Here is a 21,260-nt window from a genome sequence, read left to right as displayed (position 1 = left end):
TGTCAAGCGTGGCTGAGCAGAGAAACCCGAAAGAGCGGAAGAGCCCGCAGGAGCAGGAGAACCCGGGAGGGCAGAAGAACCCGGGAGAGCAGGGGCGCCCCGAAGAGCCGAAGAAGGCCAGGCTCGACAAGGCGTACGTCGCCGACACCGCGCTCGACCTGCTGAACGACGTGGGCCTGGAGGGCCTGACGCTGCGCGCCATCGCCAAGGAGCTGAACGTGCAGGCGCCCGCCCTGTACTGGCACTTCAAAAACAAGCAGGCGCTGCTCGACGAGATGGCCACGGTGATGTTCCGCCGCATGACGGCGGCCGGAAGCGGGGTGGCGGGCGAGGCCGGGATCGAGGCCGGGGAAGGGATCGGCTACGAGCCGTCCGGCACCTGGCAGGAGTGGCTGACGCAGGGCAACCGGCAGCTGCGCGCCACGCTTCTGCGCTACCGCGACGGCGCGAAGGTCTTCAGCGGAACCCGGTTCACCGGGACCGACCACGGCGCCGGCCTCGAGGCGAACCTGCGCTTCCTCATCGACGCCGGATTCACCGCCGACCAGGCCGCCTGGGCGAGCTCGACGGCGTACATGTACACGCTGGGCTTCGTCACGGAGGAGCAGGGCATGCGGCCGTACCCGCCACAAGAGCCGCCGGCCATCGATGTCGCCGAGCGGGCGGAGCGGCTGGCCGCCTACCCGCTCGCCGCCGCCGCGGGCGGTCAGCTCTTCGCGGCGTACGACGAGCGGTTCGAGGAGGGGCTGCGCCTGATCGTGTCCGGCATCGAGGCGCGGTACGGGGTGCGCTGAGGGCCGACGGCTGCCCGCAGCGCGCTACGACGAGGCGTGCTGCGGCGTAGGCCGTCGGTTCAGGACCCGGCGCAGCAACGGCGTGGCCCACTTCTCGACGTAACGGTTCAGCAGCCAGGCGAGCGTCAGCATCACGGCGATCGTCCCGAGGAACGTGGCCCACGAGGGCAGTCCGGCGTGCTGGTGCAGGACCTCGATCGACACCCAGCCCAGATGTTCGTGCACCAGGTAGAAGGGGTAGGTCAGCGCTCCCGCGACGGTCAGCCAGCGCCAGTTCACCCGGTTCAGCAGGCCGGTCGCGATGGCCGCGACGGCCGCGAAGCCCGCTGTGACGATCGCGATGATGATCACCGGTTCGCGGTAGGAGAAGTACTCCGGATTCGGCTTGTGCCACAGCCCGGCCACCGCGTAGTGCTGTCCGATCGCCCAGCCGACCGCGACGATGCCCCAGGCCAGCACGTCGCGCCGGTCGCGGTGGACCAGGTACAGGCCGATGCCGCCGACGAAGAACGGGGCGTACTCCGGCATCAGGACGAGGTTGAGGAAGGGCTCGCCGGACGCGTCGGCGAGCGCCGCCGCCAGCGTCCATGCCGCGCAGAACAGCACGACGCGGTGACGGGTCACGCCTCGCAGCACGACGCACAGCGCGAACAGGGCGTAGAAGCGCAGTTCGACCCAGAGCGTCCAGCACACTCCGAGGACCCGGTCCGCGCCGAGCGGTTGCTGGAGCATGGTGAGGTTCAGCAGGGCGTCGCTCGGTGACACGGCGGCGTAGGCGACCGGCGGTAGCGCGAATATCAGCGTGACCAGAATGATGGCCGCCCAGTACGAGGGCATCAGACGGGAGACGCGGGACGCGAAGAACGACCGCAGAGGGCGTCCCCAGCCGCTCATGCAGATGACGAAGCCGCTGATGACGAAGAAGATCTGCACACCGAGCGGCCCGTACGCGAACCACTCGTGGACCGTGGGGAACTGGGTCTGCGGCGAGCTGCCCCAGGCCTTGGCGATGTCGCCGTCCCGGCCTCCGTAGTGGTACGCCGCCACCATCAGGGCGGCGATCAGCCGCAGCCCGTCCAGCGCGCGCAGGCGGCCCGTGCCCCTGACGGCGGGACCGGCGGGGGAGGGCAGCGTGACCCCCGTCTCCGGTGCGTCGGGCTGGTGCGACGGGGACCGGTCCATGGCCGGCGATGCGGTGTTCATCCCAGCGTCGCCCGCTTGATCCGTCGCGCCTGCCTGGCCACCCGCCGGACCGTCGCGTTGCGCGGGATGAATCCGAGCTGGGGCGGGACGCCGCCGGGCAGCGCCAGCGCGGTGAGCCTGCGGCGCTTGAAGTAGCGCCAGGTGCGGGGCGTGAGGTGCTGGGTGAGGTAACGCTCGGCCGCGGGGCGCAGGTTCGGGTAGATCTTGGGCTGCATCGCGAAGCCCAGCGCGGCGAGCAGTCCGGAGAGGTCGGCGTCCAGCGCCTGGGCGTGTACCGCCGCCTTGTCCGTCACCTCGGGCAGCAGCGCGTCGACGATCGTGACGGGGACGCGGTTGCTGTTCTGGTAGGGGGTGAGACGCTCCAGGAGCAGATCCGTGCCGGTCTGAGCCACCGGCAGCCCGTACAGCGAGGACGCGGTGAGCAGGGCGGTGGAGAAGCATCCGACGACGAGGGCCGGGCGCAGTCGCTGGAAGACGACCTCGGCGAGGACGGGGCGCTCCAGGACGGTCAGTTCGGCGCCGAGCCGCTCCGCCTCCTGCTCCAGGAGACGTGACCAGCGGGCGGGCGCGGTGGGGTGCGGCTTGAACACGATCTTGGTGTGGCCGAGCGCGAGGGCTCCCTCCAGCATCCGCAGATGCAGCTGCTCCTCCTCATCGGCGGTGAGGATGTCCAGTGCGGACAGGTACTGACCGAGGAGCAGGGCGGGGCGGTCCTCCGCGGCGACCTCCGGGAGGGGCAAGGTCTCCTCCGCGTCGCAGAGTTCGGCGAGAACCTTGGTGAACGTGTCGGTCGGTACGACCTCCGCCTCGACGTCGAACTCGGTGAGCAGCAGGGGCCGCAGCCCTGGCACCAGGTCGAGGTGGAGCAGCCGCCGGATCCGGGTCCCGACCAGAGGGTCGATCTTGAAGCGGGTCGGGCCGTAGCTCATCAGGCCGTCGGCGTACACGTCGACGGGGGCGCCCGGGAACACCTGGCACACCGCGAGTGAGGGGTTGACCTGGATGGATTCGACGGCCAGCTCCACCCGGTCGTCTCCCAGATCCCACAGCAGGCGCAGATACCGCTCGAACAGGACGGCGTCGTTCGGACGGGGCGACCAGCCGCCGGGGTGGAACGGATGGATCGCCTCGTTCCACGAGAGCACGCGGTCGAAGCGGTCGCGCAATTGCTCGAACCCGTCCATCTCGTCGAGGGCGGGCGTGAGTTCGGGCGTCGCGCTGTTGTTGCACACCAGCAGGATGCGCTGGTCGGCCGGGGCGAACCGGTCGGCGTCCAGGGCGGCGGCGAGCGTCGCGGCTCCGTAGAGGGTGGAGACGCTGAAGATCTGGGTCGTCCTGGTCATCAGGCTGCCACCTCCACCGGGGCGGGGCGGCGTCGCAGCCGTCGCAGCCGGGACGCGCGTTCGAGGTCCATGGTGTCGAGCGCTTCGTTGAGCAGATCCTGCGGCATGGACTTAAGTGCCGAGGCGCTCATCGAGCGCATTTTGCGGGCCACCGGCGGCTCGAATTTGTCAATGGTGTTCAGGTGGTGGGCAATGATGGCGCAATACGTCCGAATCACCTTCGGCAGGAATCGCTCCGCGTCCGGATCCTCGGACGTCTCCTTGATGACCTGGTTGAAGGAGGCGATGAAGTCGAGCTGCCGGGTGTCGCCGATCTGCGTCAGTGAGGTGCTGACCCCGCGGCGGTAGAAGATACCCAGCAGGTCGACGGCCGCGAAGGATTCGGCCTTGCGGTGCAGCCGCCAGATCCAGGGGCGGTCCTCGGCGGTGCGCAGATTCTCGGGGAAGTGCAGCAGCCCGTCGTCGGCGAGGCGGCGATGGTAGGCGCCGGCCCAGGAGTACGGGTAGTCGACAGGGGTCGAGCGGTCCGCCGGCAGGATCACCTCACGCGGCGAGACGACGGTGTTGCGCGGCCCCCAGGGGACGCGGTGGATCTCCCGCTGGTTACCGGTGCAGCGCACATGGTCGGTGCGCACGAAGTCGCAGCCCAACTCCTCGATCCTGCTCACGAGCTGGGAGAAGTACCCTGGCGCGACCCAGTCGTCCCCGTCCATGAAAGTGAGATACTCGCCGCGCGCCATGTCGATCGCCTGGTTCCGTGCGGCGGACACCCCCTTTTCCTCGCGTCTGACGTGGACGGAGCCGGGGAGGTCGAGCGCACCACGCTCGACGATCTCCTTGGTCCGGTCCGTCGAGCAGTCGTCGACGAGAATGAATTCGAAGTCGGAACGCGCATTCGCCCTCAGGCTTCTGAGGGCTGTCGGCGCGTATTGCTGCACGTTATAGAACGGCACGATGACGGAGAGCTTGACCACGTCCGTGACGTTAGGCGGCGGCCCGGCATTCGTCTTGACCGGCAACTTGATGCCAGGTGAACGACGTGTGGCGGGACCGTGAACCAGCCCCGCCATCGGGCATTTCCCGGGCTGATTCGCCATTCGTCGGTGTGCTGTTAACCGTTTGTTGCACTCGGGTTGGGCCGCGGCTCGAAATGCCTTCCTAACTTCGTCGTCGTGCCAGTAAGTACTCCCGAGCAACAGCAACAGCGGATCGCCGTGCTCGCAGACTCCGACACCCGATGGAAATGGGGCGCCCTCACCGCGGGCCGCCTCACCTCCGACCGGGCCGCCCGCGCCACCCTTGACGGGTTTCTGCTGCGGGGCCGGGCCACCCCGACCCCCCGCCAGCTCACCGAGGTCGGCGTGCGCGCCGACCGGCTGCGCGAGGTCACCGCGGTCGAGTTCCTGCGGGAGATGGAGCGCTCCGTACAAGGCGACGAGCCCGCCGCGTACGACGTGGTCGTCCTCGCCCTGGTGGGCGGCGCCGTCCAGGCCGTACTGCACGGACTCGCCCACGCCTGGCGCGGTGCGGCGAAGCGCCCCGTCGTCGTCACCGGCTACGTCGGCGTCGTCTACGAGAAGCTCGCCGACGGGCTGCTGCTGCGGCACGGCGCCGACGTGGTCCTCGCCAACTCCCGCTACGACGCGGAGCGTTTCCGCGCCGTGTACGAGGGGGTCGGCGCGGACGCCGCCTCGGTGACCGAGTGCGCGCTGCCGTTCCTCGGGGGCGACACCTACAAAGAGGCGCACGACCCGTACACGGTGGTCTTCGCGGCGCAGCCGTCCGTGCCGGACAGCCCGGCCGACCGGCTGTACCTGCTGGAGCGCCTGGTACGGCACGCCACGCTCCACCCCGAGCGCGAGGTACTGCTCAAGCTGCGCAGCAAGCCCGGCGAGCACACCACGCACATCGAGGAAGTGCCGTACCAGAAACTCGTCCAGCGGCTCGACCCGCCGCCCAACTTCCGCCTCGTGTACGGGAACATGGGTGAGGTCCTCGACCGTACGGACCTGCTGGTCACGGTCAGTTCCACGGCCGCCCTCGAGTCCCTGCACCGGCGCATCCCGACCGCGCTGCTCACCGACCTCGGGGTGCGCGAGGCGCTCGGCAACCACCACTTCACCGGCTCCGGCTGCCTCGTGTCCTGGGAGCAGCTCGACGCCGGCGCGCTGCCCGAGCCGGACCCCGAATGGGTGGCCCGGCAGGGCGTCGCCGCCGGGGGAGCGTCGTACGAGAGCGCCTTCGACGGCGCGCGTGCCAGGGTCGCCGCGCTCCTTGAGCGCGACCGGCCGCCGCTGACCCCGTACTACAGCCGCACCACCGCCCCCGGCTATCTGCCGCGCATCCTCGCCCGCCACCACCTGGCGCCCGACGGCAGCCCGCTGCCCGGCGCGCCCGCGGCCGACAAGGACCCCGGCGCCGTGCGGCAGATCGTCCGCCGGGCCGCCCGCGGCGCCTACCGGCACGGCGTGCAGCGCGTCGCCCCCGTCATCCGGCGGATGGGCGAGCTGTGACCCGGCGCCCGCGGAACCAACCGTCCTTCGAAGGAGACCCCCAGATGACCGACCCGGAAGCGGGACAGGCGACCCCGGTCCGCCGCGTCCTCGCCGTGATCCCCGCCCGCGGCGGCTCCAAGGGAGTACCGGCCAAGAACCTCGCCCCGGTCGGCGGCGTGCCCCTGGTGGCCCGCGCCGTCCGCGAGTGCCTCGCCGGCCGGCAGGTCACCGATGTCGTGGTCTCCACCGACGACGCGGCCATCGCGGCCGTCGCACGGGAGGCGGGCGCCGAGGTCGTCACCCGGCCCGCCGCCATCGCCGGTGACAAGGCCACCTCCGAGGCGGCCGTCCTGCACGCCATGGACGCGCACGAGGCGCTGCACGGCGCCGCCGTGGACGTGGTGCTGCTCGTGCAGTGCACCAGCCCGTTCATCGCCCGCGAGGACGTCGACGGGGTCGTCGCCGCGATCGTCGAGGGCGGCGCGGACAGCGCCCTGACCGTGGCCCCCTTCCACGGCTTCGTGTGGCGGGACGGCGACGACACGATCGACGAGGCGGGGGCCGTCGCCGCCGGACGGGCAGCCTCCCTCGGCGGCACCGACACCCTCGTCACCGAGGCGCCCGCGACGGGCGGCGGCTACGGCGTCAACCACGACAAGTCCTTCCGGCCGCGCCGCCAGGACCGCCCCCAGGACCTCCTGGAGACCGGCGCCGTCTACGCGATGGAGGCCACCGGCTTCCGCCGCCACGAGCACCGCTTCTTCGGCCGCACCGAACTCGTGCGCACCGACCCCGCGAAGCTGCTCGAGATCGACGACCCGCACGACCTGGCCCGCGCCCGCGCGCTGGCCCCCCTCTTCGACCAGCGCACGCTTCCGACGAAGGAAGACATCGACGCGGTCGTCCTCGACTTCGACGGCACCCAGACCGACGACAGGGTGCTGATCGACTCCGACGGACGGGAGTTCGTCACCGTGCACCGCGGTGACGGCCTCGGCATCGCGGCCCTCCGCAAGAGCGGCCTGCACATGCTGATCCTGTCCACGGAACAGAACCCGGTGGTCGCCGCCCGGGCCCGGAAACTCAAGATCCCGGTCCTGCACGGCATCGACCGCAAGGACCTCGCACTGAAGCAGTGGTGCGAGGAGCAGGGCATCGCGCCGGAGCGCGTGCTCTACGTCGGCAACGACGTCAACGACCTCCCGTGCTTCGCCGTCGCCGGCTGGCCCGTGGCGGTCGCGAGCGCCCATGACGTCGTACGCGGCGCCGCACGCGCGGTCACCACCCTCCCCGGTGGCGACGGCGCGATCCGAGAGATCGCCAGCTGGATCCTCGGTCCTTCTCTCGACTCCCTCGAAACCAAGTAAGGAACGCACCTCTCATGTCTGTTCTCAACTCCCGCCTCCGCACCTTCGGTTCGCGCACCGCCGGTCCCGGCCACCCCGTGTACATCACCGGTGAGATCGGCATCAACCACAACGGCGACCTGGACAACGCGTTCAAGCTGATCGACGTCGCCGCCGAGGCCGGCTGCGACGCGGTCAAGTTCCAGAAGCGCACCCCGGAGATCTGCACCCCGCGCGACCAGTGGGACATCGAGCGGGACACCCCCTGGGGCCGGATGACGTACATCGACTACCGCCACCGCGTCGAGTTCGGCGAGGACGAGTACCGCCAGATCGACGAGCACTGCAAGAAGCGCGGCATCGACTGGTTCGCCTCCCCGTGGGACACCGAGGCCGTCGCCTTCCTGGAGAAGTTCGACGTCCCCGCCCACAAGGTCGCCTCCGCCTCGCTCACCGACGACGAGCTGCTGCGCGCCCTGCGCGCCACGGGCCGCACGGTCATCCTCTCGACCGGCATGTCGACCCCGAAGCAGATCCGCCACGCGGTCGAGGTCCTCGGCTCGGACAACATCCTCATGTGCCACGCCACGTCGACGTACCCGTCCGTGGCCGAGGAGCTGAACCTCCGCGTCATCAACACCCTCCAGGCCGAGTACCCGAACGTCCCGATCGGCTACTCCGGCCACGAGACCGGCCTGCAGACGACCCTCGCCGCCGTCGCCCTCGGCGCCACGTTCGTCGAGCGCCACATCACCCTCGACCGCGCCATGTGGGGCTCCGACCAGGCCGCCTCCGTCGAGCCGCAGGGCCTCACCCGCCTCGTCCGCGACATCCGCACCATCGAGGCGTCCCTCGGTGACGGCGTCAAGAAGGTCTACGAGTCCGAGCTCGGCCCGATGAAGAAGCTGCGCCGCGTCGCGGGCGTCGTCGCCGAGTCGGAGATCGCCGTCGCCGCCGGCGAGCCAGTCGGCGTCTGAGCCTCAACTCCTCGGCGGTCCGGCGTGGTTGTCCACGCCGGGCCGCCTCGGCGTCCCTGGGGAGGGCCGCATGTCCAGCAGTACCCTGTGCTTCGTCGAGAGCCCGGTGCAGCTCCTCAACGTCCTGGAGTGGGCCCACCAGGACGGGGCGAAGGCGACCGTCGTGGTGCTCTCGCCCACCGACCCGATGACCCGCGGCCAGCTGCGCCGCATGGCCGAACTGGCCCGTGAAGAGGGTCATTCGGTGCGCTGGGAGGAAGCACGCGGTGGCGCGGGTGCCCCGTTCCAGACGATCGGCGGCCTCACGGGGGCGCTGCGCCGGGCCGACCGCGTCGTCATCGGCGACCCGTTCTCCCGCTACGTACAACTGCTGCTGATGATCACCCGCGCCCGCGACCTGGTCGTCGTCGACGACGGCACGGCCACGATGGAGTTCATCTCCCAACTCGCGCGCGGCGAACGGCTCGTACGCTGGCACCGGCGCGGTGGCCGCCCCGGCCCCCGCGACCTGGCGTTCGCCCCCGTCTCCGCCTCGGCCCGCCGCAGACTCACCCCACGGGCCGGCCGCAGAGCCGTGTCCGTGTCCGTGTTCACCTCCATGCCGGTGGACGAGGTGCCCGACGGGGTGACGGTCGCGGAGAACGACTACGCCTGGACCCGCGCCCGCTTCGGCCCGCCCCGCCTCACCCGCGGCGCCGACCTGGTCGGAACCTCCCTGGTGGAGACGGGCGTCGTCGACCTCGACCGCTATCTGGAAGCGGTCAGCGAGCTCGCCGCCGCGCACGGCGCCACCCGCTATTTCGCCCACCGCCGCGAGGCCGCCGACAAACTCCACCGCCTCGCCACCGAGACCGGCCTCGAAGTCGTCCGCCCCGACCTGCCGCTCGAACTCATCGCCCGCCGCGGCCCCATCGGCCGGACCATCCTCAGCTTCCCCTCGACGGTCGTGCACACCCTGCCGATCGCCCTCCAGGGCACGGGCGTGAAGGTCGCGGTCTGCGAGATCGACCCGGCCTGGCTCACCCAGGGCGTCTCCGACCACGCCCAGGGCTTCCTCGCGGGCATCGCGGGATCGGCGCGGGGAGTACGGCCGGTATGACACGGAGCGCGGCCCGCCGACCGGCATGGGGGAGCGGCGGCGCGCAGGCCTGCGGCCGGCACGGGGGAGCGGCGGCGCGCAGGCCCGTGGCCCGGCGACCGGCATGGTGCAGCGGCCAGGCCCGCGGCCCGGCGACCGGCACGGTGCAGTGACCAGTTCCGCGCCCCGGCGACCGGCACGGTGCAACGGCCAGGCCCGTGGTCCGGCGACCGGCATGGTGCAGCGGCCAGGCCCGTGGCCCGGCGACCGGCACGGTGCAACGGCCAGGCCCGTGGCCCGGCGACCGGCACGGTGCAACGGCCAGGCCCGTGGCCCGGCGACCGGCACGGTGCAGTGACCAGTTCCGCGCCCCGGCGACCGGCATGGTGCGGCGGACAGGTCTGTGGTCCGGCGACCGGCATGGTGCAGCGGCCAGGCCCGCCGCCCGGCGACCGGCACGGTGCAGCGACCAGGTCCGCGGCCCGGCACCAGCACAGCGCAGCGACCAGGCCCGCCGCCCGGCACCGGCATGACGCGGCGCGGGAAACCGTTGGCACCGCCCACCCCGCACCGCCTACGCTGCCCCCGTGAACACCCCCGAGTCCGACAGACTCCGGCCACCGGCAGCCGTCCGGTGGCCTTCTCCCGCGCCGCGTCGAGGCACCCCTTCCGGATCCCGCCTCCGCTGACGCCCGCCATCGCCCGGACTGCCGTACCGAGACCCCTCTCCTTCTCGTACGGTCACGGAGTCCGCTGTGCCTCTTCCGCTCTACCTGCTCGCCCTCGCCGTGTTCGCGCAAGGGACCTCCGAGTTCATGCTGTCCGGACTCGCCCCGGACATCGCCCGCGACCTGGGCGTCTCCATCCCCGCCGCCGGATCCCTCACGTCCGGCTTCGCCATCGGCATGATCGTCGGGGCGCCGCTGACGGCGGTGCTCGGGGCACGGCTGTCGCGCCGCGCGGCCCTCTTCGGCACCCTGTCGGTGTTCCTGCTCGTGCATGTGATCGGTGCCCTGACCAGCAGCTACGCCGTACTGCTCGGCACCCGCGTCGTCGCGGCGCTGGCCAACGCCGGGTTCCTCGCGGTGGCCCTCGCCACGGCCGCCTCCCTCGTCGCCCCGGACGCCAAGGGCCGAGCCACCTCGCTCCTGCTCGGCGGCACCACCCTCGCCTGCGTCGCCGGGGTGCCGGGCGGAGCACTGCTCGGCCAGCTCCTCGGCTGGCGCGCCGCGTTCTGGGCCGTGGCCCTCATCTGCGTACCGGCGCTCGTGGCGGTGGCCCGATCCGTTCCCGCGGCGGCCGGGGTGCACGGCAGCGTCCGCCGCGAACTGCGCGCCCTGCGCCGCCCCCGACTGCGGACCGTCCTCCTCCTCGGCGCCCTCGTGAACGGCGCGACCTTCTGTACGTTCACCTACCTCGCGCCGCTCGCCACCGAGGTGGCCGGGATCGACGCGGGCCGGGTGCCGGTGCTCCTCGCGCTGTTCGGGCTCGGCTCGTTCGCCGGGGTGAGTGCGGCGGGCCGGCTCGCCGACGCGCGGCCGGTGCCGGTCCTCGTGGGCGGCGGCACGGCGCTCCTGGCCGGCTGGGTCCTGTGCGCGCTCGCGGCGGGCAGCGCCCCGGCCCTCCTCGTCCTCGCCTTCGTCCAGGGCGCCCTGTCCTTCGCCGTCGGCTCCACGCTCATCGCACGGGCCCTGTACGCGGCGTCCGGCGCGCCCACCCTCGCCGGCGCCTGCGCGACAGCGGCCCTCAACGTGGGGGCCGCGCTCGGCCCCTGGGCCGGCGGAGCCGCGATCGACGGCGGCCTCGGCTACCGGGCGGTGCCGGGGATCAGCGCGGGACTGATCGCGGCCGCGTTCCTGGCAGCGGGCGCCGCGCTCGCCCTAGCCGGTCGGACCGGGCGGTGACCATACGCCGGAAAGCGGGTTCTCTCCCGGCCCGGGCACAGAAGGAAAGAGAGGTCATACCCCTTTTGTGCGATCGACATGCGCAGCACAGCCATATTTCTTACCCCAATCTGGCTGAACTTTTGTTGATCGAGGGTTAGTTGGTGCCGGGGTCGCCCTACCCTTCATGGGGTGAACCAGTTGACGTCCCGAGAGTCCGAGGCCGACCAGCCGGGGGAATCCGCCCCCGGCAGTGCGCTCCCGGGCGGCCTGCCCGAAGCCCTCCTTGCCGAACTCGTAGCCTTCCGGCGCGATCTTCACATGCACCCTGAGCTGGGCAATCAGGAGTTCCGGACGACCGCCGCGCTCAAGACCCGCCTCGAACTGGCAGGGCTGACGCCGCGCGTCCTCGGGATCGGCACCGGCCTCGTCTGCGACATCGGCACCGGTACGGAGACGGGGGAGTGGGAGGGCGGGCGCGGCATGCTCGCCCTGCGCGCCGACATCGACGCGCTGCCCATCCCCGACTCCAAGGTCGGCTGCGCGTACCGCTCCACCGTCCCGGACCGCGCGCACGCCTGCGGCCACGACGTGCACACCACGGTGGTGCTCGGCGCGGGCCTCGTCCTCGCCGAGCTGGACCGGCGCGGCGAACTCCCGCACCCCGTGCGGCTGATCTTCCAGCCCGCCGAGGAAGTGCTGCCCGGCGGCGCCGCCGACGCGATCAAGTGCGGTGCCCTCGAAGGCGTACGCAAGATCATCGCCGTGCACTGCGACCCGAAGGTCGACGCCGGGCGGATCGGTCTGCGCTACGGGGCCATCACCTCCGCCTGCGACCGCCTGGACGTCACCCTCGACGGGCCCGGCGGCCACACGGCCCGCCCGCATCTGACCACCGACCTCGTCACCGCCGTCGCCAAGGTCGCCACCGAGGTCCCGGCCGTGGTCGCCCGCCGCGTCGACGCCCGCTCGGGGCTCGTCCTCACCTGGGGCCGCATCGAGTCGGGCCACACGTGCAACGTGATCCCGCAGCACGCTGAGCTCTCCGGCACCGTCCGCTGCCTGGACCTCGACGCCTGGCGCGAGGCGCCGGACGTGGTGCACGCCGCGGTCCAGGAGATCGCCGACCTGTACCGGGCCAAGCCGGTGGTGAACTACGTGCGCGGAGTCCCGCCCGTCGTCAACGACCCGGCCGTGTCCGACCTGCTCCGGGACGCCATGACGGCCCGCCGTGGCCCGGACTCCGTCGAGGACACCCCGCAGAGCCTCGGCGGCGAGGACTTCTCCTGGTACCTGGAGCACGTCCCCGGCGCGATGGCCCGCCTGGGCGTCAAGTCCCCCCAGGACCGCACCACCCGCGACCTGCACCAGGGCGACTTCGACGTCGACGAATCAGCGATCAAGGTAGGAGTGGAACTCTTCACAGCGGCAGCGCTCCTGGACGCGCCGACCTGAGCCCCCGCGGCGATCGGCTCTTTCAAGCCCCTGCGGCGATTGAGCAGCGGGGTCCGGGGCAGAGCCCCGAGTCCTCAGCCCAGAGAGGCCCCCGCACACCAAGACAGGGAGAAACAAACGGATAACGGCGGAGCCGACCCGCTACCGCCCCCCTTCTACGCGCGTTACGCTCCGCCGAACTCAGCGCCCCACACGGCGTGTTGACGAAGGAGCGGTCCATCATGCGTCGATCCCGTACGTCCCGCCTCACGCACATAGCCGTGGCCGTCACCGGCCTCGCCCTCGCCGCCACCGCCTGCGGCGGCACCAGCGCCGACAAGGCGGGCGACGAGGCGAAGGACAGCAACCTCGGCCTGGCCATCTCCTACGACGTCGGCGGCCGCGGCGACCAGTCCTTCAACGACGCCGCGTACTCGGGCATGGTCAAGGCGGACAAGGAGTTCGGGTACAAGAGCGACGACCAGGAGCCCAGCGACGGCGAGAGCGACGCGGACAAGATCGCCCGCCTCAGCTCCCTCGCGAAGTCGGGCTACAACCCGGTCATCGGCGTCGGCTTCGCGTACGCGCCGGCCGTGAAGGCCGCCGCCGCGAAGTACCCGAAGACCACCTTCGGCATCATCGACGACTCCACGATCAACGCGAAGAACGTCGCGGACCTCGTCTTCAGCGAGGAGCAGGGCTCCTACCTGGCGGGTGTCGCGGCCGCGAAGGCGACGAAGTCGAACACCGTGGGCTTCGTCGGCGGGGTGGACGTGCCGCTGATCCACAAGTTCGAGGCCGGCTATACGCAGGGCGTGAAGGACACGAACAGCAAGGTCAAGGTCGTCACGCAGTATCTGACCGAGACCGCCGACGAGGGCGGCTTCTCCAGCCCGGACAAGGGCAAGACGGCCGCCGAGGCGCAGATCGAGAAGGGCGCGGACGTGGTCTACCACGCGGCCGGTCTCTCCGGTCAGGGCGTCATCCAGGCCGCCGCGGCGAAGAAGGTCTGGGCGATCGGTGTCGACTCCGACCAGTACAACCAGAAGCCGCTGGCCGCGTACAAGGCCTCCATCCTGACCTCCGCGACCAAGGACGTCGGCCGTGCCGTCTACGAGCTGGCCAAGTCGGTCCACGACAAGAAGCCGCTGTCCGGCGTGACCCGGTTCGACCTCAAGGCGGGCGGTGTCGGCATCACCGAGACCAACCCGAAGTACAAGGAGATCACCGGTCTCGCGGACGCGGTGGCGAAGGCGAAGCAGGACATCATCGACGGCAAGGTGACGGTGGCCACCAAGCCGTAGCCCGCACCCTCACCAGCACCGGGCGCGCCCCGGGTCCCCCGCGGATCCGGGGCGCGCCCCTGTGTCCGCCTGTATGTCCGCACAAGATCGCTTCCGGTCGCTTTCAGTACGGACGGATAACGGTCTGCCGGAGGGGGTTCAATGCGCGTTCTACGCGCGTTAATCTGCGGCGAAGCCAGCGCCGTCCGGTCCGTCGTCGGTGCTTGTACACAAGGAGCTCATCCCATGCGCCGGGTTTCCCGAATAGCGCTCGCAGGCACTGCGACCGTTGCTCTCGCCGCTTCCCTGTCCGCCTGTGGCGGCACCTCCAGCGACGCCGCAAGCAAGGAGAACGGCGGCAAGTCCAAGGGCGTCGCCATCGCGTACGACGTCGGCGGCCGCGGCGACCAGTCGTTCAACGACGCCGCGTACGAGGGCATGAAGAAGGCCGAGCAGGAGTTCGGCTACAAGGGCGAGGACCAGGAGCCGACCGACGGCGAGACGGACGCGGACAAGACCGCACGCCTTGTGTCCCTGGCCAAGGAGGGCTACAACCCGGTCGTGGGCATCGGTTTCGCGTACGCGCCGGCCGTGAAGGCCGCCGCCGCGAAGTACCCGAAGACCACCTTCGGCGTCGTGGACGACTCGCAGGTCCAGGCGGACAACGTCGCGGACCTCGTCTTCAGCGAGCAGGAGGCCTCGTACCTGGCCGGTGTCGCCGCCGCGAAGGCGACGAAGTCGAACACCGTGGGCTTCGTCGGCGGTGTGGACGTGCCGCTGATCCACAAGTTCGAGGCCGGTTTCGTGCAGGGCGTGAAGGCGACCAACGGCAAGGCCAAGGTCGTCACGCAGTACCTGACCGAGACCGCCGACGAGGGCGGCTTCTCCAGCCCCGACAAGGGCAAGACCGCCGCCGAGGCGCAGATCGAGAAGGGCGCCGACGTGGTCTACCACGCGGCCGGCCTCTCCGGTCAGGGCGTCATCGAGGCCGCCGCCACCGCGAAGGTCTGGGCGATCGGCGTCGACTCCGACCAGTACAGCCAGAAGCCGCTGGCCAAGTACAAGGACTACATCCTCACGTCGGCCACGAAGAATGTGGCATCGGCCGTGTACAACCTGGCCAAGTCGGTTCAGGATGGCAAGCCCGAGACCGGCGTCATCACCGGCGACCTGAAGTCGGGCGAGGTCGGTCTGGCCGACTCGAACCCCAAGTTCTCCGGTAACGATGCGATGCAGAAGGCGCTGAAGGCTGCCGAGACGGGCATCACCACCGGCAAGATCAAGGTCAACAGCAAGCCGTAACCACGCGGACATGAGTGGGGAACGGGGTGCGTACAGTCTCGGAAAACGGGACCTGTCCGCACCCCGTTCGCGGCGAGGTGCGGCCGGTCCCGGTAGGGGGACAGGGCCGCATCCCGCTCGCGGCGGGGCCAGCCTCCGCGTCGGACGGAGCGCACAACTCGAATGCGATTCGCCCGAATTGACCGGCTCGCGTCCACTTCGTACTGCCGTAGGGGCTCTACGCGTGTAGAAGGCCCCCGTCTCTCAGGAGAGTGCGCCATCAACGCGTCCAGCAGCCCGCCGGCCGTCGAACTGACCGGCATCACCAAACGCTTCCCCGGCGTCGTCGCCAACCACGACATCCACCTCACCGTCCACAAGGGCACCGTGCACGCCCTCGTCGGTGAGAACGGTGCGGGCAAGTCGACGCTGATGAAGATCCTCTACGGCATGCAGAAGCCGGACGAGGGCACTATCGCGATCGACGGCGAGGCCGTCTCGTACTCCTCGCCCGCCGACGCCATCGCGCGCGGCATCGGCATGGTCCACCAGCACTTCATGCTCGCCGACAACCTCACGGTCCTGGAGAACGTGGCGCTCGGCAGCGAGAAGCTGTACGGGATCGGGGCCCGCGCCCGCCGCAAGATCGTGGAGATATCCGAGCGGTACCACCTGAACGTGCGCCCGGACGTCCTCGTCGAGGACCTCGGCGTCGCCGACCGCCAGCGCGTCGAGATCCTCAAGGTCCTCTACCGCGGCGCCACCACCCTGATCCTCGACGAGCCGACCGCCGTGCTCGTCCCGCAGGAGGTCGACGCGCTCTTCGACAACCTGCGCGAGCTCAAGGCCGAGGGTTTGTCCGTCATCTTCATCTCGCACAAGCTCGGCGAAGTCCTCTCCGTGGCCGACGAGATCACCGTCATCCGGCGCGGCACGACGGTCGGCACGGCCGTCCCCGCCGAGACGACGCCCCGCCAGCTCGCCGAGCTGATGGTGGGCAGCGAGCTGCCGACGCCGGAGACCAGCGAGTCCACGGTCACCGACCGCCCGATGCTCAAGGTCAGCGACCTCACGGTCATCGACAAGGGCACGATCCAGCTCAGCAACCAGACCCCCGCGGGCATGCTGGCCTCCGAGACCGACCGCGCCGGCGTGAAGCTGGCCGTGGACAACGTCTCCTTCACCATCCACGAGGGCGAGGTCCTCGGCATCGCGGGCGTCGAGGGCAACGGCCAGACCGAGCTGATCGACGCGCTCATCGGCCTCGCCCACGCCGACGCCGGCACCATCGAGCTGGCGGGTGAGGAGATCACCCCCTGGGCCACCCGCAAGCGCCGCGAGCGGGGCATCGGGTACATCCCCGAGGACCGCCACCGCCACGGCCTCCTCCTGGACTCCCCGCTGTGGGAGAACCGGATCCTCGGCCACGTCACCGAGAAGCCGAACGCGCGCGGCGTGCTCATCGACATCAAGGCGGCGCAGGCCGACACGCGCCGCATCGTCGAGGAGTACGACGTCCGCACCCCCGGCATCGACGTCACGGCCGCCTCGCTGTCCGGCGGCAACCAGCAGAAGCTGATCGTCGGCCGCGAGATGAGCCACAAGCCCCGCTTCCTCATCGCCGCCCACCCGACGCGCGGCGTGGACGTCGGCGCGCAGGCCCAGATCTGGGACCAGATCCGCGAGGCCCGCCGCGAGGGCCTGGCCGTGCTGCTGATCTCGGCCGACCTGGACGAGCTGATCGGCCTCTCCGACACCCTCCGCGTGATCTACCGCGGGCGGCTCGTCGCCGACGCCGACCCGGCCACGATCACGCCGGAGGAGCTGGGTTCGGCGATGACGGGTGCGGCCTCCGGCCACCTGGAACACGTAGAAGAAGCAGCGGCGGCGGATGCGGCCCGGCAGTCGAAGGACGAGTCCTGATGGCCATGAAGAACAAGTTCGACAAGGAGCGGCTGCTCCTCGGCGTCTCGGGGCCGGTCATCGCCCTGCTGACCGCCGTCGTCCTGACGTCGATCGTGCTGCTCGCCTCGGGCAAGTCCCCGATCGAGCCGTACAGCATCATGTTCGAGCAGGCGACGTTCTCGGACGTGCAGGTCCTGATCATCAACCAGGCCGGCATGTACTACCTCGCCGCGCTCGCGGTCGCCATCGGCTTCCGCATGAACCTCTTCAACATCGGCGTGGACGGCCAGTACCGGCTCGCTGCCGTCGTCGCCGCGATCGTCGGCGCGAAGGTGGCGCTTCCGGGCTTCGCGCAGATCCCGCTGCTGATCGTCGTCGCGATGCTTACCGGCGCCATGTGGGCCGGTATCGCGGGCATCCTGAAGGTGACGCGCGGCGTCAGCGAGGTCGTCTCGACGATCATGCTGAACTCGATCGCGTCCAGCGTGATCGGCTACCTGTACCTGCCGGAGATCTTCGGCGTGCAGGTCGGCAACAACAAGACGACCGGCGTCATGCACGAGTCCGGCTGGTTCCCCGGCATCAACATGGGCGAGGGCGTCGGCGAGATCTACGGCTTCGTCGTCATCGCGGCCCTGCTCGGCGTCGCGTACTGGTTCGTCCTCAACCGCACCCGCTTCGGCTTCGACCTGCGCGCCACCGGCGCCTCCGAGTCGGCCGCCGCCGCCTCCGGTGTCGACGCCAAGCGCATGGTGCTGACCGCGATGCTCGTCTCGGGCGCGCTCGCCGGCCTCGCCGGTCTGCCGCTCCTGCTGGGCGACACGCACACGTACTCCCTCACCTTCCCGACCACGATCGGCTTCCAGGGCATCACCATCGCCCTCCTCGGCCGTAACTCGCCGGTCGGCATCGCCTTCGCCGCACTCCTCATCTCCTGGCTGGAGAAGGCCTCGCAGGAACTCGACCTGCGCGGCTACGACAAGGAGATCGCGGTGATCATGCAGGGCATCATCACCATCGCCGTCGTCGTCTCCTACGAGGCCGTACGGGTCTGGGGCCAGCGCCGCCAGCAGCGCCGGGTCGGCATCGAACTCGCCGCCGCAGCCGGTGAGAACACCAGCGAACTCAAGAAGGAGGTCGCTGCCTGATGAGCACGGCTACGGTCCTCGACAAGAAGCCCGCGTCGCCGCCCGCCAAGGGCGGCCGCCGCAAGCTGTCCCTGCCCGTCCTGATGATCGTCATCGCGGGCGTCCTGGCACTCACCTCCCTCGTCCGCATGATCACCGACGCGGACGGCATCACGAACGTCAGCCAGATGGCGACGGCCCTCCAGCTCGCCGTGCCCATCGGCCTCGCCGGTCTCGGCGGCCTGTGGGCCGAGCGCGCGGGCGTGGTCAACATCGGCCTCGAAGGCATGCTGATCCTGGGCACCTGGTTCGGCGCCTGGGCCGGTTACCAGTGGGGCCCGTGGGTCGGCGTGCTCGTCGGCATCATCGGCGGCGCCATCGGCGGTCTGCTGCACGCGGCCGTCACGGTCACCTTCAACGTGAACCACATCGTCTCCGGTGTGGCCATCAACATCCTCGCGCTCGGCGTCACCCGCTACCTCTCCAACTTCGCGTTCGAGGGCGTCGAGGGCGGCACGACGAAGCAGTCCCCGCCGGTCGACTCGCTCGGCACGATCACGGTCCCGGGCCTCTCCGACTGGCTGACGACCCTGAACGAGAAACACTGGTTCTTCGTCTCCGACCTCGCGGGACTCCTCGGCGGCCTGGTCACGGACCTCTCCCCGCTCACGCTCGTCGCGGTCGCGCTCATCCCGTTCACCTGGTGGGCGCTGTGGCGCACGTCGTTCGGTCTGCGCCTGCGCTCCTGCGGCGAGAACCCGGTCGCGGCCGAGTCGCTCGGCGTGAACGTGATCAAGTACAAGTACCTGGCCGTCATCATCTCCGGCGGCCTCGCGGGCCTCGGCGGAGCCTTCCTCTCGATCGTCGCGAACCCCTTCTACCTGGAGGGCCAGACGGCCGGTAAGGGCTACATCGGTCTCGCCGCGATGATCTTCGGCAACTGGATGCCGGGCGGACTCGCCCTCGGCGCCGGCCTGTTCGGCTACACCGACAGCCTCAAGCTGCGGGGCGGCACGGAGAACGTGCACGCGCTGCTCCTGCTCGTCGCCCTGCTCCTGGTGATCGGCGCCGTCTGGATGCTGGTCAAGAAGAAGTACGTCGCCGGTGTGGTCTGCGCCGTCGCCGCCGCGGGCATGGCAGCGTGGTACGCCACCACCGACGACGTGCCGACCCAGCTCGTCACCGCCACGCCGTACGTCGTCACGCTGCTCGTGCTGTCCTTCTCGGCCCAGCGACTGCGGATGCCGAAGGCGGACGGCCAGCCGTACCGGAAGGGGCAGGGCAAGTGACCGACTGGGACGCGCTGCGGGAAGCGGCCCGCGAGGCCATGTCCCGCGCGTACGCTCCGTACTCGGGCTTCCCGGTCGGCGCCGCCGCCCTCGTCGACGACGGCCGTACGGTCTCGGGCTGCAACGTCGAGAACGCCTCGTACGGGCTCGGACTGTGCGCCGAGTGCGGACTGGTCTCCCAGCTCCAGCTGACCGGCGGTGGCCGACTGACGCACTTCACCTGTGTCGACGGCAAGGGCGAGATCCTGATGCCGTGCGGCCGCTGCCGTCAGCTGCTGTACGAGTTCGGGGGCCGGGAGCTGCTCCTGGAGACGGCGTCGGGGGTGCGCCCGCTGGGCGAGATGCTCCCCGACGCGTTCGGCCCCGAGCACCTCGACTGGAAGTAACTGCCGGACGGCCCCGCCGAGTTGGCGGGGCCGTCTTACTCTGTTGGTTCTATGCGCGTAGAGTCGGCGCCTGCATATGACTGCACGTATGTGGGTCCGCTACTGGGAGGAAGTGCCATGGACGTCATCTCCGTCATCCGTACGAAGCGGGACCGCGGGCGGCTCAGCGACGCGCAGATCGACTGGGTCGTCGACGCGTACACGCGCGGCGAGGTCGCCGACGAGCAGATGTCGGCCCTGGCCATGGCCATCTTCCTGAACGGCATGGACCGCGCGGAGATCGCCCGCTGGACCGCGGCGATGATCAACTCCGGTGAACGGATGGACTTCTCGGTCCTTCCCCGCCCCGCCGCCGACAAGCACTCCACCGGCGGCGTCGGCGACAAGATCACGCTGCCGCTCGCGCCCCTGGTCGCGGCGTGCGGCGCGGCCGTGCCGCAGCTTTCGGGCCGGGGCCTCGGCCACACCGGCGGCACCCTCGACAAGCTGGAGTCGATCGCCGGCTGGCGCGCGGACATCTCCAACGAGGAGATGATGCGCACCCTGGAGGACGTCGGCGCCGTCATCTGCGCGCCGGGCAGCGGCCTGGCCCCCGCCGACAAGAAGCTCTACGCGCTGCGCGATGTCACGGCGACCGTGGACTGCATCCCGCTCATCGCCTCGTCGATCATGTCGAAGAAGATCGCGGAGGGCACGGGCTCGCTGGTCCTGGACGTGAAGGTGGGCACCGGCGCCTTTATGCAGGAGCTGGAGCAGGCCCGCGAACTGGCCCGCACGATGGTCGGCCTCGGCGCCGACCACGGCCTGCCGACGGTCGCCCTGGTGACGGACATGAACACCCCGCTCGGCCTCACCGCGGGCAACGCGCTCGAGGTCCGCGAATCCGTCGAGGTCCTCGCGGGCGGCGGCCCGGCCGACGTCGTCGAACTCACCCTCGCGCTCGCCCGCGAAATGCTCGACGCGGCGGGCCTCAAGGACGCCGACCCGGCGAAGGCCCTCGCCGACGGCTCCGCGATGGACGCCTGGCGCCGGATGATCGCGGCCCAGGGCGGCGACCCGGACGCGGCACTCCCCACGGCCCGCGAGACCCACGTCGTCACGGCGCCTTCCTCGGGCGTCCTCACCCGTCTCGACGCGATGGGCGTCGGCCTCGCCGCCTGGCGCCTCGGCGCGGGCCGCTCCCGCAAGGAGGACCCGGTCCAGGCCGCGGCCGGCGTCGAACTCCACGCGAAGCCCGGTGACACGGTGACCGCGGGCCAGCCCCTGCTGACCCTGCACACGGACACGCCCGAGCGGTTCGCCTACGCCCTTGAGTCGGTGGAGGGCGCGTACGACATCGCGGCGGCGGGGACGGACTTCTCGGCGGGCCCGATCGTGCTGGAACGTATCTCCTGACCCCGCCTGAACTGGGGATTCCTCGTACGGGTGAACGGGAT

Annotated in this window: 17 protein-coding genes; 14 read left to right on the top strand and 3 right to left on the bottom strand. The window is 70.7% G+C overall.

The genetic code is table 11. From position 1 onward, the window contains the following. Window positions 1-158: 158 nt before the first annotated feature. Window positions 159-794: a TetR/AcrR family transcriptional regulator C-terminal domain-containing protein gene (locus ABD366_RS24120; RefSeq protein WP_411293646.1), complete on the top strand. Its 636-nt coding sequence runs from the start codon at window positions 159-161 to the stop codon at window positions 792-794. Between the two features lie 24 nt (window positions 795-818). Here the strand turns inward: ABD366_RS24120 and ABD366_RS24115 are convergent, their stop codons facing one another. The 3 genes from ABD366_RS24115 to ABD366_RS24105 are packed head-to-tail and all read right to left on the bottom strand — an operon-like array spanning window position 819 to window position 4,314. Then, window positions 819-1,997 carry an acyltransferase family protein gene (locus ABD366_RS24115; protein WP_324767196.1) on the bottom strand — a complete coding sequence of 393 codons (1,179 nt, stop codon included), beginning with the start codon at window positions 1,995-1,997 and terminating at the stop codon, window positions 819-821. Continuing rightward, window positions 1,994-3,340 (bottom strand): polysialyltransferase family glycosyltransferase, encoded by a 1,347-nt coding sequence (locus ABD366_RS24110; protein WP_324767194.1) that lies wholly within the window; start codon window positions 3,338-3,340, stop codon window positions 1,994-1,996. Before ABD366_RS24110 ends, ABD366_RS24115 begins: the two co-directional genes overlap by 4 nt. Next, on the bottom strand, window positions 3,340-4,314 hold the full coding sequence (locus ABD366_RS24105) for a glycosyltransferase family 2 protein (protein ID WP_324767193.1): 975 nt from the start codon (window positions 4,312-4,314) through the stop codon (window positions 3,340-3,342). The genes ABD366_RS24110 and ABD366_RS24105 overlap by 1 nt, the downstream gene beginning before the upstream one ends. Before the next feature lie 198 nt (window positions 4,315-4,512). Here ABD366_RS24105 and ABD366_RS24100 point away from each other — a divergent pair, with 198 nt between their 5' ends. The 13 genes from ABD366_RS24100 (at window position 4,513) to ABD366_RS24040 (ending at window position 21,219) form a co-directional block, all read left to right on the top strand. After that, window positions 4,513-5,853: a DUF6716 putative glycosyltransferase gene (locus tag ABD366_RS24100; RefSeq protein WP_324767192.1), complete on the top strand. Its 1,341-nt coding sequence runs from the start codon at window positions 4,513-4,515 to the stop codon at window positions 5,851-5,853. A gap of 44 nt (window positions 5,854-5,897) precedes the next feature. Beyond that, window positions 5,898-7,202 (top strand): N-acylneuraminate cytidylyltransferase, encoded by a 1,305-nt coding sequence (locus ABD366_RS24095; protein ID WP_324767191.1) that lies wholly within the window; start codon window positions 5,898-5,900, stop codon window positions 7,200-7,202. 14 nt (window positions 7,203-7,216) lie between these two features. After that, the gene (locus ABD366_RS24090) at window positions 7,217-8,158 is read left to right on the top strand and encodes an N-acetylneuraminate synthase family protein (protein WP_324767189.1); all 942 of its coding nucleotides are present in this window, start codon (window positions 7,217-7,219) and stop codon (window positions 8,156-8,158) included. 70 nt (window positions 8,159-8,228) lie between these two features. Next, a complete protein-coding gene (locus tag ABD366_RS24085) occupies window positions 8,229-9,257 on the top strand; it encodes a hypothetical protein (RefSeq protein ID WP_324767188.1) in 1,029 nt (342 codons plus the stop codon). 734 nt (window positions 9,258-9,991) lie between these two features. Then, complete coding sequence (locus ABD366_RS24080) at window positions 9,992-11,140, top strand: Cmx/CmrA family chloramphenicol efflux MFS transporter (protein ID WP_324771873.1); 1,149 nt, start codon at window positions 9,992-9,994, stop codon at window positions 11,138-11,140. A 171-nt stretch (window positions 11,141-11,311) separates the two neighbouring features. Continuing rightward, entirely contained in the window at window positions 11,312-12,574 is a 1,263-nt protein-coding gene (locus ABD366_RS24075; RefSeq protein WP_324771872.1) for an amidohydrolase, read from the top strand. A 221-nt stretch (window positions 12,575-12,795) separates the two neighbouring features. Next, a complete protein-coding gene (locus ABD366_RS24070) occupies window positions 12,796-13,857 on the top strand; it encodes a BMP family lipoprotein (RefSeq protein ID WP_324771871.1) in 1,062 nt (353 codons plus the stop codon). 225 nt (window positions 13,858-14,082) lie between these two features. Further along, on the top strand, window positions 14,083-15,138 hold the full coding sequence (locus ABD366_RS24065; RefSeq protein WP_324771870.1) for a BMP family lipoprotein: 1,056 nt from the start codon (window positions 14,083-14,085) through the stop codon (window positions 15,136-15,138). A 162-nt stretch (window positions 15,139-15,300) separates the two neighbouring features. After that, entirely contained in the window at window positions 15,301-17,040 is a 1,740-nt protein-coding gene (locus ABD366_RS24060; protein ID WP_324771869.1) for an ABC transporter ATP-binding protein, read from the top strand. A gap of 5 nt (window positions 17,041-17,045) precedes the next feature. After that, on the top strand, window positions 17,046-18,170 hold the full coding sequence (locus tag ABD366_RS24055; RefSeq protein WP_324771884.1) for an ABC transporter permease: 1,125 nt from the start codon (window positions 17,046-17,048) through the stop codon (window positions 18,168-18,170). Next, complete coding sequence (locus tag ABD366_RS24050) at window positions 18,170-19,438, top strand: ABC transporter permease (RefSeq protein ID WP_324771868.1); 1,269 nt, start codon at window positions 18,170-18,172, stop codon at window positions 19,436-19,438. The genes ABD366_RS24055 and ABD366_RS24050 overlap by 1 nt, the downstream gene beginning before the upstream one ends. Beyond that, window positions 19,435-19,824 carry a cytidine deaminase gene (locus tag ABD366_RS24045; RefSeq protein ID WP_324771867.1) on the top strand — a complete coding sequence of 130 codons (390 nt, stop codon included), beginning with the start codon at window positions 19,435-19,437 and terminating at the stop codon, window positions 19,822-19,824. Before ABD366_RS24050 ends, ABD366_RS24045 begins: the two co-directional genes overlap by 4 nt. 117 nt (window positions 19,825-19,941) lie before the next feature. Continuing rightward, on the top strand, window positions 19,942-21,219 hold the full coding sequence (locus tag ABD366_RS24040) for a thymidine phosphorylase (protein WP_324771866.1): 1,278 nt from the start codon (window positions 19,942-19,944) through the stop codon (window positions 21,217-21,219). The last annotated feature ends 41 nt before the right edge of the window (window positions 21,220-21,260 follow it).

This window comes from Streptomyces kunmingensis, assembly GCF_039533535.1.
Taxonomy (GTDB): domain Bacteria; phylum Actinomycetota; class Actinomycetes; order Streptomycetales; family Streptomycetaceae; genus Streptomyces; species Streptomyces kunmingensis.
The sequence above is the reverse complement of the archived record's forward strand: the minus strand, read 5'-3'. Positions and strand labels throughout refer to the sequence as shown.